Below are 15,426 nucleotides of genomic sequence, written 5' to 3' on the forward strand. Positions count from 1 at the left end.
CCTGCAAAATTAAGAAAAAGAACCGAGAAACGGCTTTATTTCTCGATGAGACATACGGCATAGGCCGACATACCTTCCTCGCGCCCCGTGAACCCTAAGTGCTCGGTGGTGGTGGCTTTGATGGAGATTTGGTCTTCGTCGATGCCCATCACCTGCGCCAAACACGCACGCATGGCCGGCACATGGGGATTGATTTTGGGTCGTTCGGCGCAGAGGGTTGCGTCGATGTTGCCAATGTGGTAGCCCTTTTCGGCCAGCAGGTCGACGACACCTTTAAGGATGATTTTACTGTCCATGTTGAGCGTTTTGTCGCTCGTGTCGGGAAAATGATAGCCGATGTCGCGCAGATTGGCTGCGCCAAGGAGGGCGTCGCTGATGGCATGCACGAGCACATCGGCGTCGCTATGACCCTGCAACCCCATGCTATGCGGAATTTTGATGCCGCCCAACCACAGGTCGCGGCCTTCAACTAACTGGTGGACATCGAAGCCCATTCCTACTCTTATCATATTGGTTGTTTTTGAATGTCAATGTGTTTGTGTGCCCATCTGCACGAGATTGCTCAGCAAAGTGGCGTGGTTTGCAGGGCTATAGCCTTGCTTTCTCAGGTCGAGCGAGGCGCAAAGGTTGCTGTGCATGCTGCTTTTGCAGGGTGCATCAACCCCATGTGTGGCGCGCATAGCCCTTGTTGTCGTCGCGCAATGAGCGTGACTACCGCCGGAAAAGGTCCTTGATGCCGTCGAAATCGAAGGCCAGCGAGAGGCGCAACGTCTGGTCCAAGGGGTTGCTTTTGGCCGTGGCGATGAGATAGGCCGCGTCTAAAGTGATGCCATGAGTTTTGAAACCGGCGCCGAGGGTGAGATATTTTCGGTTGCCTTTGTTGGCACTCTCGTGGTGATAGCCCGCACGAACGGCAAACTGGTCGTGGTAAACATACTCGCCACCAAGACTCCATGAAACCTCTTGCAGTTCCTCTTTCAGTCCGCCGGGCGCATCGCCAAAGCTCTTGAAGATGCCGTTGATGCTCGACACATCGTAGTAGTCGCGTTGCAAGCGGTTGTCGAAATCGGTGGGAAGTTCGTTGTCGCGCTGAATGGGGCGTGTGGGAACGAGCAGTTTGTTGGCATCCACGGCCACCGAAAAGCGGTTGTATTCGTCGATGGGCACCATCAAAGCGCCGCCCAAACGCAGGTTGGTGGGGATGAATTCGCTGTTGTCATCGCTGCTGAAATTAATCTTACTGCCGATGTTAGAGATGTTCATGCCCAAGCCTAATTGGCACTCGCGCTGCCCCATCGTGATGTAGTTTTGATAGTAAAGGGCGAGGTCGGCGGCAAAAGCACTGCCGGGCTGGGTGGCATCGCTATAATCATAGGTGAGGTCGGAGTGGATATAACGCACGGCAGCCGCGATAGAAAAGCGCTCGCTGAGCATCAAAGCGTAGCCCACATCGAACGACATCTCGTGGGGATGGATGGTGGGAATGGCGCCCGTCGAGCCGCTATGGGGCAGTTCCACCTCGCCCATGTTGAAATAACGCAGTGAGGTTGACACGGCACTGTAGTTGCCGATGCGATAAAATCCCGTGAGGTTGGCCAAATACATGTCGTTGACCAAGCGGCGCAACCATGGTGTATAGTTGAGCGAAACGCCCGCCCGACTGATGTTGAACGGATATTTTGCGGGGTTCCAATATTGCGCATTCACGTCGGGATCGGTGGCTACACCCACGTCACCCATGCCGGCTGCTCGGGCATCGGGGGCGATGGTCTGCGACGTTACGGCCGTGTAGACAGGGTTGAAAATCGTTTCTTTGATGGATTGCGCCGCTATCTGTGGGCTGAAACCAGCCAGCATGAGGGCGACGAGCATCGTTGTTTTTACTTTCATTGTGTTGCAAATGTGTAATGACATAACGTGTTGGACGTTTATTTATTGCCCGCAACGAGCAATTTCAGGGTTTTCGTTTCGTGGGTGTTGCCGCCATTGACGAGGCGCACGCGGCAGAGATAGAGCCCCGGTGGCAAGCGACTTCCGCCTTGCATCGTGAGGGAATAGTCGATGGTGTAGACGGCGTGGGCGGGCGTGGCCTGCTCGATGTGGTGCCACAGGGGGCGGCCTACGAGGTCGAAGACGCTGATTTCTATCGACAGGGGGGTGCCTATCTGGTCGTGTTCGATGCGGAACTGCGTGTGGTTTCGGGCTGGATTTTCGGATAGCTGCACGCTGATGAGGTGGGGTTCCATGTGGCTGTCGACGACGAAGTCGAGCGTGGTGACCGACGAATTGTTTTGCACATCCCACGCGCGGAACTGCAATCGGTGGCGGCCTTCGCTGAGTTGGGGCAGCTGGAAAGTCACCGTTCCCGAGGTATAGCTGCCGATGTCGAACTGGAAATGGTCGTTGAGGTTGTAGGTTTGCTGCGGTTCGCCGTCGACAATGAGTGCCAAGTTGTGGCCAATGCCACTGCCCGTGACGTTGATGCCGTCGCTATCGTGGAGCGATGCCACAAACATTGGCGTGGCATTCACACGGTCGCCCGACCGGAAGCCGGGGTGGTTGAGGTAGCAAGTGATAGTGGGTCCCGTGCCATCGGTAGCATTGGGCACCGAACCGCCTACGGTGAACTGCTGCGATTGCCCATTCACCGTGAGCTGTTGGCTGTCGTCGGTGGCGAAAAGGGTGATGAGACCTTGCCCGTTGCTGTAGCGAATGTCGCGCGGAACAGCAAAGGTGAAGGCAAATTTTCCGGCGCGAACGCTGTCCGTTCCCGTGAAAATCACTGTCTGGCGGTCGGTATATTGGAAGGCAGTATCGGCCTCTGTGGGGTCGTTTAAACGGCAAGTCACGCGTTCGGGTGCATCGCGTACCACGAGCGTAGATAGGCCTTTGAACTGCGGTTGGCCGTCGATGTGGCCCACGATGCGCACCACACTGCCTGCCTTGAGCATGGGCATTGTGCCGCTGTGGGTCGCTATGCCGGCAATCGAATCGACCACCATTTGCTGCCGGGGCAGGTTTAAACGCAGGGCAGGGTCGCCCAAAAGGGCATATTGCAGCTTGTTGGTTGTGCGGTCTTTGCCCGTGGTAATCATCTCGGCGAGTGCCAACTGGTGGGCTTCTCCGAGGGTGTTGAGGCGGCCGTTGGTGGTGTTCAGCACGTGTTTGAGATAGGCCATATTGAGCATTTTGTTGTAACGGGCATAGACGGTGCGTGTGGTTCCGAAGAAAGCCACTGCGCCTCCGTGGGCGTTTCGCACGGCCGTTTCGCCCACGGTGGGTGCCAAACCGTCGAAAGGAGCAATGTCACACGAGGCCGTTATCCACAGCGGCAGATGGCGATGGTTGAAGGTTGCGAAGTCGTTGCGGTTGAGAACGCCCTCATGGGAGAGCTGCACCTCGGAGCCATGACCGGCATAATCCATGATGAGGGCACCGCGTTGTTGCTGCTCGATGATGGCTTTTCGCACGTCGGGATAGCTATTTCCCGTGGTCGAGGTCTGGCGTTTGTAGGCGTCCCACATCACCTTTTTCACATAGAGTGCGGGGTGTTGCTGGGCAACGGCATCGGCAACGTCGTTGGCATCGTCCATATGTAGGTTCTGATTGCCGTCATCGCCCATGAAAAGCAAGGTGTTTTGCCATGCGCCGGCATCAGCGTTTTCGGCATAGCGAATGGTTTTATCGACCATCGTTCGGGCCTCTTCGGGGGTGGAAACAGGGAAACGTCCCACGCCAATATCGGGGATATCGTGGGTCTGAAGCGCACCACCTTCGCCGTCATCCAACAGCCCTAAGAAGGTATCGCTCACGTAACATTCGATGGCATTGAACGAGTTTTCGCTCTCGTAGCACAACAGGTAGTCGTCGGCCTGCAGCTGCTTCGCGGCCGTTGTGCGCAGCCGATTGTCCCAAAGACAGTCGCCAAAGAGCAGCAAATAGCGGGGGGCGTCGGCGGGATTGGTGGCGCGATCGTAGAGCATCTTGAGGTAACGGCGGTAGGCATTCACGTCGGGTGTGCCGCTGGAGAACTCGTTATAGAGCGCATCGGCCGCCACAATCTTGACGCGAAGGCCATCGTGTTGGGCATGAAAGGCTTTTAAACGCTCGGCTTCGGCCGTGAGTTTGCCCGACGAAGGCACGATGATGACCATGTCAGCAGGACCATCGCCGTGGAGATTTTGCGGTGAGATGGTGCCGGCGATGGTGGGAATGGGGAAGGCATCGGTGGCTAATTGTGGCGCAGGGAAGGGGGCATTCCAGGTCATCGACACATAGTCCATCCGGCAAGGGCCGCCCGAAAGGGTGGTGATGCGCACGCGATCGGTGGGCTGGAGCGTGGGCAACGCATAGACACCTTGCGCCTCGTTGCCCGCGTCATAGGCGTGCAGTTGAATGGAAAGTTGGCCGACGGGCTGGTCGTTCACAGCCACTTCGACCACAGATGGAGCACCCGCGCTGACATTTACCGATAGCGTTGCGGTAGTAGCAGCAGGGGGATGGGCAAACGAGAACGTGGCCGTTTGCCCGGCAGGGATGGGCGTTTTGTCGTAGAGGTTGCGCCCACCGTGGTACAAAGCATAGCTGTCGTCCTCGATAAGCGTGTGGTAATCGTTGGGCGAGGGGTAGAATTGTTGCAGAAAATCGGTTTCGTTCATGGTGCGTAGTGGCGCAGATGACTCGGTAAGGAAGTAGTAACCATAATCGGAATAGGGGTTGCGTGTGCGGCGAAGTGCCGTGGCATCATCCCACGAAACCGTCCCTTTGGCATAGAAAAGATGGCGACCACCCACCACACATTGCGCCACTTCGTGCAGGTCATCGCCCGCAATGAGGTCGGCTTCGCGCAACACTTCGTTTTGCAACCAACCGCCATAACCATAGATATGCACCTTATTTATATCGGTGAACCCAGCCTGACGGATGAGCGATTCGCTGAGTTGATGCACGCCCGTCTCGGCCACTTTGATCTTCACCCAACGCCCTTGTGCCAGCACAGATTGATGGGTATAGCGGTCGGCAGCAGCCACACGGGTAGACAAAGGGTTGCGCTGTGCATGGGCAAGCGCACGAGGTTGCGACGTGATGCGCAACATGAAACGCGTCAAAGCGCAATAATGCCCGTCGCGATAAGCATAGGGAGGGAACGAAACCACCAACATCGGCTGCTTGCGTTGCACCACAATCGTCTGCTCAACCGTGGGCCATGTGGGCGGCAACGCCGTGGTTATCGCCCGATAAGCCTGCTGCTGTGGGGGCGAAAGGGGGGCGAACTCGGGGTAAACCACCTCCACCTGGTAGGTGGAATCGTGGTAGTTGGCTGGCAAAGGCATGGCATACGTGAAGCGCGCCAATGCCGAATCGATGTGTAATTGGGTGGACGAGAGGTGGAAAAAGCGTGAGGAAGCGGGCACAGGGAGGATGAAAAGGCAGCAAAAAACCGTGCATAGCAAGTACTTGACGCACTTACTATGGAGATTTTTTGGTAGATATTGATGGGTCATGCTACTTCACTCTTTGGTTCATTGTCCCATCCACAAACGCTGTAAGTTTGGGGTAGAACGCCTTAAAACAGCCATCCTCATGCGTTTTTGCGATGTGGAACAGGCTATTTTTCCTTTCGTTTGCAAAGATAAAAGATAATCTCCATTTATCTTTGTTTTTTCGGTATAAAGTGACCATTTCAGTTCTTTTCTCACGTTAGTGTAAGAACCATTTATCTTTGCTTTTTCGTTATAGTGTGACCATGCAACGGATTCGTTCCTTCATGGGTCGTACCATGGGCAGCCATCAATAAGATTTTTGCTGTGAGTTGGTGCGCACCCATCCCCCATCCCCCCTTTTATCAAATAGTAATGTCCTCCCTTTGTTTGTGCCATGTGCGATGCTCTCATCGTTCTTTTCCGTGTGGTGGTGGGGCGGTGGCGGATAATTTCGCCATCAACGCCCATGTTATTGCGTTTGGATGAGTGGTGCTGTTATGCTCATCCCTATCCATTGATTTGTGCCATGTGCCATGCCCTCATCGTCCTTTTCTGTGTGATGGTGGGACGGTGGCGGATGGTGGTACGGCAACCCTATCGGGGTTGTACTTTTGATAGCCCAGGGTTGCCGACGATAGGAGGCTACCCTGGGGAGTGAAGTGTGTGGAATGCTACCCCCTTGGGGGTTGTACTTTCTTTTTGTGTACAATCCAATGCATCGCATATAACCATCCCATGCATCGCATCCCCACGATTTACATGGTCACAAAAATGGGGATGAATGGGGAAATGGCGTGGGGGAATTAAAGAAAGTACAACTCCCAAGGGGGTAGGGTTTCGTTTGGGTTTCATCGAGACAGGGTAGATTTCGCTGCGCTCATCAACCCTGCCCTGTCGAAAGTATAACCCCTTCGGGGTACTATTGCCCTGCTTTCACGGGTGAATACTACCACCCTCTGCTTTGTATGCACCTTTTTCTCTCAGCAATATTTCTGTTATGCAGTTTGATTTCTTCTAAAGAAAAAGAAACATGCTCATCATCAAGCTATTATGATTTTTATTTCCCGTCCCTTTTTAAAAATCAATCGTTTACTACCAGCATTTGAAAAAAGCAAAAAGGCAGGGCGTAACGCCTGATTTTTCGTATCGGATATTTTCTTCCACCGTAGGGGTTGACATTAAAGCCGTGAGAGAATGATTTTAAAAGGATGATTAAAAAGAGCAGAATCCCCCTTATTTACAGTTAAACGACAGCACTTCTCGTTCGCCAATGAAGCCTTCGAGGTGGTCGTTGATGTTGACGATGTTGGGTGAAACGGGGGCTCCGGTGAAGAGGAGATCGCCTGTTTTGAGGGTGAAAAACTGGCTGATGTAGGCAATGAGGTCGTCGATGTTGTGGCGCATGTCGCCCGAATAGCCCGCTTGCAAGGGCGTGTTGTTGCACGAAAGTGTGAAGGGGAGGTTGTGAACGGGTTTGAGTTCGTCCAGCGGAACCCATGTGCCTATGGCGGCGCTACCATCAAAGCTCTTGCTCAAGTCCCAGGGGTGGCCGGCCTTTTGTAAGTTTTTTTGCAAGTCTGTAGCGGTGAAATCTACACCAAGGGTGACGGCATCATAATAGCGTGGGGCAAAGCGTGGGGCGATAGTCTTGCCCAATCGGCAGATTCTCACCACGAGATGCACGGCAGCAGTGATGGTGCCTAAGTGGTCGGGAATGAAAAAAGGTTTACTATCTTTGAGCAAAGCCGTGTCGCATTTGGTGAAAAGCACGGGGACATCTGCCCCTGTTTCATCCCCTTGTCGCGTGCATGCCGCAGTGTTATAATTGCCTTCTATGCCAAAAATTTTCATTCCTAATTTCCTTTTTGCGTATTGTTGCTGTGCCCTTTTCATCTATGGACTGCGCACAGACCAGCCGTTTTGCAAATTTCGGTATATTTTTTTATTCCGCCAAAAAAATGCCTTCTTTTCATTGTGGCTGGCGGAAGAGAGGGCGATGGGAGGAGGTGTGGAAAGGGAAAATGTTGCGTTTTTGGGAAGATGGAGTGCACACTGTACGCGTTAGCAAACTCATCTTCTAAGACATTGGTGAACTATGGGTTTGCAAAAGCAATGAAAAAGGTGGCAAATATGGGCCACCTTTTCTTGTTTTTTCGTATGAACTGCCGACTAAAGTCGTAGAGATTGCAAGACTTACTCGCCGAAAGCGGCAGCTTCGGCGGCTTCGACAATCTCCTCACGGCTTTGCTTTCGAGCGCTGATGTCGCTCAAATCGAAGTCGTCATCGGCGGTTTCGTTGGCCGATGGAGTTGTGCTGTCGGCGCGTTGATCAGCCATCTTGTTGACGTTTTCGGTCGTATCTTCTGCCGTTTTGGCTGTTTTACGAGTCCTTTTGCTAACTGGTTCGTTGGCTTTTTCGGCATCGTTGACAGGCTGTTCAGTCATGGAGACTTGCCCTTCTTCCGGCGTTTCTGTTGCCTTGTACATGGGCGAACGGCGGCGCCTCTTGCCCTTTGCAGCCGGCTTTTCGGCCGTTTGGGTGTCGTTTGCAGCAGTCTGTGCGTCATCAGCCGATGCTTCTTGCGTTGCAGGAGCCGTTGTTTCGGGTGCAGACATCATGAAACTCTCGTCAGGTTCGGTAGTGGGCACGTTCTCAACCGGTTCCTCTTCCATTTTCGTGCGGTTGGTTTTGGCTGCGAAGACGGCATCGATGAATTGAGGTTCTTTGCGCAGTTTCTCTAAGGTCAGCTTGCAAGCCATTTGCTGACTCTCCTTTTTGCTGTAGCCTTTTCCGGCACATCCCTCGAGACCTTCGATGACAATCTTATATTGGAACACAGGACTTCCACCCTGATCGGTGGTTTCTGCGATGTTCTCAAAGTTGAGGTTGACGCGGTTTTTCTGGCTCCATTCGATGAGTTTGCTTTTGAAATTCACCTCCTTATAGGCCACCTTATCGATGTTTACCAACTGTCCGAGGATGCGTTTCTGCATGAAGCGCATGCAGGCTTCATAGCCTTTGTCGAGGTAGATGGCGCCCACCAAAGCCTCGAAAGCGTTGCCTCCCATGTAGCTGTTGTGCGAAGAGCTGCGTCCATTGCTAAGCACCAAGCGGGTGATGCCCATCTCTTTGGCCAAGCGGTTGAGCGTTTCGCGCTGCACAAGTTTCGAGCGTGTGTTGGTCAGGAAGCCTTCACGCTTGCCCGGAAAGTGCCGATAGACGATGTCACCCACGATGGCATCGAGGATAGCATCGCCGAGAAATTCCAACCGTTCGTTGTTCACCGGACGCCCTTTTGCGTTGCGCCGCATGACACTTTTGTGCATCAGTGCCAGCTTGTAGTAGCTAATATCGTGGGGATAGAAGCCCAAGATGGCGTGTAAAGACGAATAAAGCTCCTTTTCCTTGCGGAAAGGAAGCTTTATTCTATCGATGAGATTACTCAGCATATTTCTTGAAAATCACGCAGCAGTTGTGCCCACCAAAGCCAAAGGTGTTGCTCAAAGCAGCACGCACTTCGCGTTTTTGTGCCTTGTTAAAGGTGAAGTTCATGTTGTAATCCAATGCTTCATCGTTGTCACCCTCTTCGTGATTGATGGTTGGTGGCACGATATCATGCTTCACACTGAGCACGCAAGCCATAGCTTCTACCGCACCTGCTGCACCGAGAAGGTGGCCGGTCATGCTCTTGGTTGAGCTGATATTGAGCTTGTAGGCATGGTCGCCAAAGACGTCTTTGATGGCCTTTGCCTCAGAAACATCGCCCACAGGCGTTGATGTTCCGTGCACGTTGATGTAGTCGATATCGGTGGGTTGCAAGCCAGCATCCTCTAAAGCGCGCTGCATCACGAGCTTAGCTCCGAGCCCTTCTGGGTGAGAAGCGGTGATGTGATGGGCATCAGCACTGGCACCTTCGCCTACCATTTCGGCATAAATCTTAGCACCACGAGCCTTCGCATGCTCTAACTCTTCGAGGATAAGACAGCCAGCTCCTTCGCCCATCACGAAGCCATCGCGACTCGCACTGAATGGACGGCTCGCATGTTGGGGATCATCATTGCGGGTAGAGAGGGCGTGCATGGCGTTGAATCCGCCTACACCACACTCGCAGATGGCAGCTTCTGCACCGCCACTAACAATGATATTGGCCTTGCCTAAGCGGATGAGATTAAACGCATCGGCTAAGGCATTGCTCGACGAAGCGCATGCACTTGTCGTGGTATAGTTGGGGCCATGGAAGCCATATTGAATGCTAATCTGCCCTGCAGCAATATCGGCAATCATCTTAGGAATGAAGAAAGGGTTGAACTTAGGCCCTTGATCTTCGTGCTGTCCATAATAGGTTACCTCGTCTTGGAACGTCTTGATGCCTCCAATTCCGACACCGAAAATCACACCAACACGGTCTAAGTCTTCGGTTTCTACGTCGATATTGGCATCTTTGATGCCTTGCATCGCGCTGATGATGGCCAGCTGACAATAGCGATCCATCTTGCGCACTTCCTTACGGTCAATATAATCGGTGATGTTCAAATCCTTCACTTCGCAAGCGAATTTGGTTTTGAACTTTTCTGTATTAAACAGGGTGATGGGTGCAGCACCGCTTTTTCCGGCTACCAAATTAGCCCACATCTCTTCAGGATTGTTGCCCACAGGGGTCACAGCTCCTAAGCCTGTTACAACGACTCTTTTTAATTCCATGTGCAGTATAAAATATGATTAGGGATTAGGGATCAGTAATTGGAGATCCACTTGCGCGGCTACCAATCCTTAATCACTAACCCCTAATCGTATGGTTTGCAAAATAAAGCTTTTGCTATGCGATTACTTTGCGTTTTCTTCGATGTACTTAATAGCGTCACCAACGGTCTGGATGGTTTCTGCTTTGTCATCGGGAATAGAGATACCAAACTCTTTTTCGAACTCCATAATCAATTCTACAGTGTCCAAAGAATCAGCACCTAAATCGTTAGTGAAACTTGCTTCGGGCTTTACTTCAGCCTCGTCAACACCAAGTTTGTCTACGATAATCGCCTTTACCTTGCTTTCAATTTCTGACATAATTGTTACTTTTAAAATGTTTAATAAATAATTCCCTAATAAAAAACTGGGTGCAAAGGAACACATTAATTTTTGAATTCGCAAATATTTCTATCAAAAAAGCACCCTCTTTTGCACAAACACCCCTATGTTGTGCAGGTTTTTTGTCGCCTTTTCACGATTTTTCGTCAAAAAAGTAACTGACTTTTTATTTGGAAATGCAAAATCTTGCTGACAAATTATATTATTCTAAGTTTTTTAGTAAATTTGCAAAAGCGTTGACTTTGAAACCAATGTTGGCGATAAAAGACATTATTATATATAACGACATAACACGAAAGCAGAATGAAAAAATTATGTGCAATGGGTTTGATGCTCCTTGTTAGCATCTTGGTTCAAGCCCAAATACAGACCCCAGTGAAGTTCTCTGTGCAGTTAAAAGCCGGGAAAACCGCCGAAGCAGAGTTGGTGTTTACGGGAAAGATTGCTGCCGGTTGGCACGTCTATTCAACCAATTTGCCCAGCGATGGCCCCATTTCGGCTACCTTTCATGCCGATAAGCTCGACGGCGTAGAGCTTGTTGGCAAGCTCACACCACGTGGAAAGGAAATTAAAAATTTCGACAAGGTGTTTGAAATGCAGCTGCGTTATTTCGAAAATAGCGTGCAGTTTGTGCAGAAAATACGCTTCACCAAACCGCAATATGTGTTGAAAGCCTATTTAGAATATGGTGCTTGCAACGACCAAAGCTGCTTGCCACCCACGCAAGTTGAAGTGCATGAGCAAGGCAAAAGTCCGGCTTTCGTAGCAAAAAAAAACGCTGAGCCCGACCAAACGGCTGCTGTAGCTGCGGCGAAGGTGGGCGAAAAAGGAGGCGATGGCGCGCAGATGGGCATAGATGCAGCTGCATTAACGTCTGCCACGGAGGCTAATCCAGCCCAGCAAACCGCAACCGATAGTTTGGCAAATGTGGCTGTTGATGAGGCAAAGGCACTTTCGGCGGGCGACAAAGCCACGCTGTGGAAGCCTGTTGTTGACGTGCTTCAGCAGCAAAACGGCACCGATGCGAGCGACAGTCAGAGCTGGGGTTACATCTTTTTGATGGGGTTCTTGGGTGGCCTGTTGGCGCTTTTTACGCCCTGTGTGTGGCCCATCATCCCCATGACGGTGAGCTTTTTCCTGAAACGGGCGAAGGATAACCGGCGCAAAGGCATTCAAGATGCCCTCACCTATGGTGCCTCTATCGTGGTTATCTATTTGGCTTTGGGGCTCATCGTCACGCGTCTTTTCGGTGCTTCGGCCTTGAATGCCCTCTCTACGAGTGCCCTCTTCAACGTCTTTTTCTTCTTGATGCTCGTGGTGTTTGCCGTGAGTTTCTTCGGTTGGTTTGAGATTCGTCTTCCCGATAAATGGGGTAATGCGGTCGATACGAAAGCCTCTTCCACCACAGGCCTGCTTTCAATCTTCCTCATGGCCTTCACATTGGCCTTGGTAAGTTTCTCGTGTACGGGTCCCATCATCGGCTTTTTGTTGGTCGCTTCGGCCACTTCGGGCTCGCTGATTGGCCCTGCTGTGGGCATGTTTGGCTTTGCATTGGCGTTGGCTTTGCCGTTTACGCTCTTTGCAATGTTCCCCAGTTGGCTCAAGAGCGCACCCAAATCGGGGTCGTGGATGAACACCATCAAGATTGTTCTTGGCTTCATCGAATTGGCGTTCTCGCTGAAGTTCCTCAGCGTTGCCGACTTAGCTTATGGCTGGCACATCTTAGATCGTGAGGTGTTCCTGTCGCTTTGGATTGTGATTTTCGCCGCTTTGGGGCTCTATCTCATTGGCAAACTGAAGTTTCAGAGCGATGCCATCGGGGGCGAAATCGATAAACCCATGCCCGTGCCCTGCATCATGTTGGGATTGTGTTCGTTGGCCTTTGCCATCTATTTGGTGCCCGGTTTGTGGGGCGCACCCAACAAAGCCGTGAGCGCTTTCGCACCACCTATGAGCACACAGGATTTTAATTTGAACACCAAAGAGGTGCGTGCCACCTATCATGACTATGAGGCGGGTATGGCAGCTGCTGCAAAAGCTGGCAAACCGGCATTGCTTGACTTCACCGGTTTCGGCTGTGTGAACTGTCGAAAGATGGAAGCTGCCGTGTGGACCGACCCCACTGTGGCCAAGACTTTGCAAGAGGATTACGTGCTCATCTCGCTCTTTGTCGACGATAAGACCCCGCTCCCGCAGACCATGACAGTGCAAGAAAACGGGCAGACGCACACGCTGCGCACCGTGGGTGATAAGTGGAGCTATCTGCAACGCAGCAAGTTTGGCGCCAATGCCCAACCGTTCTATGTGCCCGTCAACAATGAAGGGCGTCCATTGGTGGGCAGCTATGCTTATAAAGAAGATGTGAAAGCCTATTTAGACTTCTTGCAACGCGGTCTTGAGGCCTATCGCAAACAGCCATAAAACGTACGAAAATGCTTGACAAAACCATACGCCAGCAACTGCTTTCGCTCATCCAACGCGAGGTAGTGCCTGCGGTTGGGTGCACCGAACCCATGGCTGTTGCGCTCTGTACGGCGCGCGCTACCGAACTTTTGGGCTGTCGTCCCGAGAAGATTGAGGTGCTTTTGAGTGCCAACATCCTCAAAAACGCCATGGGAGTGGGCATTCCCGGCACGGGCATGATAGGTCTTCCCATTGCCATTGCCTTAGGGGCTACCATCGGAAAGAGCGCCTATCAGTTAGAAGTGCTGAAGGATTTGACGCCCGAAAGCCTGTCTGAAGGTAAACAATATTTGGAGGAAGTGTGTCTCAACATCAAGCTCAAGGAGGATTGTTGCGACAAACTTTATGTGGAAGTGGCGTGCCAAAAGGGCGACAAGCAGGCCACAGCCATCATTCAACGCGCCCACACCAACTTTGTTTATGAGGCCGTTGGTGGCAAGGTGATGCTCGATAAGCGCATGAAAGGCGGTGAGGAAGAAGGAAATGACGATATAGAACTGAATATGAAGTTGGTGTGGGATTTTGCCACAACAACCCCCATCGACGAGCTGTCGTTCATTCTTCAAACCAAGGAATACAACCTGAAGGCGGCGCGCGAGAGCCGAAAAGGCAACTATGGTCATTGTTTAGGCAAGACGATGGACCGTCCGTTGAGCCACGGCATCTTTGGCAACAGCATCTTTTCGCACATCATTTCGGCCACCGCTTCGGCCTGTGATGCGCGCATGGGCGGTGCTTTAATCCCTGTGATGAGCAATTCGGGCTCGGGCAACCAAGGCATCTGCGCCACCAATCCCGTGGCTGTTTATGCCGAAGAGAACGAGAACACCGAGGAAGAACTCACGCGAGCGCTCATCTTGAGCCACCTCACGGCCATCTATATCAAGCAAAGTCTCGGCAAGCTCAGTGCCCTTTGTGGGTGCGTGGTGGCCAGCATCGGCAGCAGTTGTGGCATCACCTATCTCATGGGCGGCGATTATTCGGACGTGTGTCATGCGGTAAAAAATATGATAGCCAACCTCACTGGCATGATTTGTGATGGGGCAAAGCCCAGTTGTTCGCTGAAGATTTGTTCGGGAGTGAGCACTGCTTTGCTCAGCGCTTTGCTGGCACGCGAGGGACGATGTGTCACGTCGGCCGAAGGAATCATTGACGATTGTGTGGATCAGAGCATCCACAACCTCACGAGCATCGGCAAAGAAGCCATGTGTGCCACCGACGATATGGTGCTGAAAATCATGACGCAAAAGCAATCGTGCTAACGACATTGCTCTCGTTTTGCAACACTATCTGCGCCGTTTGTCCATGCCCTTTGCAGCGAGTGTCTTTGAAGGTAACGCAGCCAGACAGTTTCTTTTGCAGCGAGTGTCTTTGAAAGTAACGCCACGGGGCGATGCCCTTAGTGAACCATCGCTATGCATTCCTGCCCCAATCTCTTTCCCTTTGCGTGCTAAAATGGTGCAGATTGCGGGGTAAAAGCATGCAGTTATCCTCTATTCTTTGCACAGGAAAATCAAAATAAGAGCACTTTCTATTTTGATATATCGCAGAAAACGTTTATATTTGTAGCGTGTTTATCACAATCACATAATTTTTCTGTATGAAAGATTTACGGCAAACAAGTCACAAACGCACATCTACATCGGTGCTATTTTCGCAGCGGCCGACGTTGAAGACAGGCATTCTTTCGGCATTAGGCCTGATGCCGAGACAGCGTTTTGCAGATTATTTAAAGGGCAATGATATAGACGATTTTCGGCGAGATGCAAGTATGATTGCCGAAGATATGAATAAGGTCATCAACGATTTAACTCATGGACGAAAAAGAACGCGATGAAATGAACAGCCTCCTTGCTGTTGCCGACGATGAGGAAGAGGCCGAAGAGGTAATAGATGTGAATGAAGTGCTCGCCAAGCTTGCCCCTGAACAGCGCACTATCATCATCAAAGCGTTCATGGCAATGAAGTCTGAACGATCATTTCGCGGGCCACTTCCTGCGCCAGAAGACTTTAAAGCCTATGGCGAAGTGATAGAAAATGCGCCGGAACGCATTCTGTCGATGACTGAACAGCAGGTGAAACACCGTATCAATACCGAAGATAGCATTGTGAAAAGTGGACTGGCTGAAAGCCGAAGAGGGCAGTGGATGGGCTATTCTATTGTATTGGTGTTGATTCTCCTTGCTGCACTTTTGGCTATGAAGGGGCACGATTGGGTGGCCGGAGCTATGATGACCGCAGCGATAGGCTTAGCTGTAATCTTTGTGTTGCGGCAAAACCCACATAAAGAAGAGCGAGAAAGGGATTCTTGATGCTCATGAAATCGATGATTGGAGTAGATGCTTTCAGCGCTTTCTTTTATTGTCTTACATTGCCCTATTGTGGCGTTCTGTTTAG

General features: G+C 51.6%; 12 protein-coding genes. 5 read left to right on the forward strand and 7 right to left on the reverse strand.

Annotated elements, in window-relative coordinates; all coding sequences use genetic code 11:
* Positions 1-35 precede the first annotated feature (35 nt).
* From ispF to porU, 3 genes are all read right to left on the reverse strand, one after another.
* Positions 36-509 carry a 2-C-methyl-D-erythritol 2,4-cyclodiphosphate synthase gene (ispF, locus tag X919_RS0106465; RefSeq protein ID WP_028899459.1) on the reverse strand — a complete coding sequence of 158 codons (474 nt, stop codon included), beginning with the start codon at positions 507-509 and terminating at the stop codon, positions 36-38.
* A gap of 202 nt (positions 510-711) precedes the next feature.
* The gene (gene porV / locus X919_RS0106475) at positions 712-1,857 is read right to left on the reverse strand and encodes a type IX secretion system outer membrane channel protein PorV (RefSeq protein WP_253270101.1); all 1,146 of its coding nucleotides are present in this window, start codon (positions 1,855-1,857) and stop codon (positions 712-714) included.
* A gap of 71 nt (positions 1,858-1,928) precedes the next feature.
* Positions 1,929-5,504, reverse strand: coding sequence for a type IX secretion system sortase PorU (porU, locus tag X919_RS0106480; RefSeq protein ID WP_051502451.1), 3,576 nt, complete (start codon positions 5,502-5,504; stop codon positions 1,929-1,931).
* Between the two features lie 373 nt (positions 5,505-5,877).
* On the opposite strand from porU, the gene X919_RS16565 reads away from it, so the two are divergent.
* Positions 5,878-6,141, forward strand: coding sequence for a hypothetical protein (locus tag X919_RS16565; protein WP_155949688.1), 264 nt, complete (start codon positions 5,878-5,880; stop codon positions 6,139-6,141).
* 575 nt (positions 6,142-6,716) lie between these two features.
* On the opposite strand, the gene X919_RS0106490 is transcribed toward X919_RS16565, so the two are convergent.
* From X919_RS0106490 to X919_RS0106510, 4 genes are all read right to left on the reverse strand, one after another.
* Positions 6,717-7,334 (reverse strand): fumarylacetoacetate hydrolase family protein, encoded by a 618-nt coding sequence (locus tag X919_RS0106490; protein WP_028899462.1) that lies wholly within the window; start codon positions 7,332-7,334, stop codon positions 6,717-6,719.
* A 342-nt stretch (positions 7,335-7,676) separates the two neighbouring features.
* Positions 7,677-8,933 carry a ribonuclease III gene (gene rnc / locus X919_RS0106500; RefSeq protein ID WP_028899464.1) on the reverse strand — a complete coding sequence of 419 codons (1,257 nt, stop codon included), beginning with the start codon at positions 8,931-8,933 and terminating at the stop codon, positions 7,677-7,679.
* A complete protein-coding gene (gene fabF, locus X919_RS0106505; RefSeq protein WP_028899465.1) occupies positions 8,923-10,185 on the reverse strand; it encodes a beta-ketoacyl-ACP synthase II in 1,263 nt (420 codons plus the stop codon). The genes rnc and fabF overlap by 11 nt, the downstream gene beginning before the upstream one ends.
* A 123-nt stretch (positions 10,186-10,308) precedes the next feature.
* On the reverse strand, positions 10,309-10,545 hold the full coding sequence (locus X919_RS0106510) for an acyl carrier protein (RefSeq protein WP_004373076.1): 237 nt from the start codon (positions 10,543-10,545) through the stop codon (positions 10,309-10,311).
* Between the two features lie 324 nt (positions 10,546-10,869).
* Between X919_RS0106510 and X919_RS0106515 the strand changes: the two genes are divergently transcribed.
* The 4 genes from X919_RS0106515 to X919_RS0106535 all read left to right on the forward strand — a co-directional run bounded on the left by X919_RS0106515 (position 10,870) and on the right by X919_RS0106535 (position 15,341).
* On the forward strand, positions 10,870-12,987 hold the full coding sequence (locus X919_RS0106515; RefSeq protein WP_028899466.1) for a protein-disulfide reductase DsbD family protein: 2,118 nt from the start codon (positions 10,870-10,872) through the stop codon (positions 12,985-12,987).
* Between the two features lie 11 nt (positions 12,988-12,998).
* Positions 12,999-14,291 carry an L-cysteine desulfidase family protein gene (locus tag X919_RS0106520; protein ID WP_028899467.1) on the forward strand — a complete coding sequence of 431 codons (1,293 nt, stop codon included), beginning with the start codon at positions 12,999-13,001 and terminating at the stop codon, positions 14,289-14,291.
* A gap of 338 nt (positions 14,292-14,629) precedes the next feature.
* Positions 14,630-14,866 carry a hypothetical protein gene (locus tag X919_RS0106530; RefSeq protein ID WP_028899468.1) on the forward strand — a complete coding sequence of 79 codons (237 nt, stop codon included), beginning with the start codon at positions 14,630-14,632 and terminating at the stop codon, positions 14,864-14,866.
* Positions 14,844-15,341, forward strand: a complete 498-nt coding sequence (locus X919_RS0106535; protein WP_051502452.1) for a DUF2335 domain-containing protein — start codon at positions 14,844-14,846, stop codon at positions 15,339-15,341. The genes X919_RS0106530 and X919_RS0106535 overlap by 23 nt, the downstream gene beginning before the upstream one ends.
* Positions 15,342-15,426 lie beyond the last annotated feature (85 nt).

The sequence above is a fragment of the Prevotella sp. HJM029 genome, assembly GCF_000599605.1.
In the GTDB taxonomy this organism is placed as follows: Bacteria; Bacteroidota; Bacteroidia; order Bacteroidales; family Bacteroidaceae; genus Prevotella.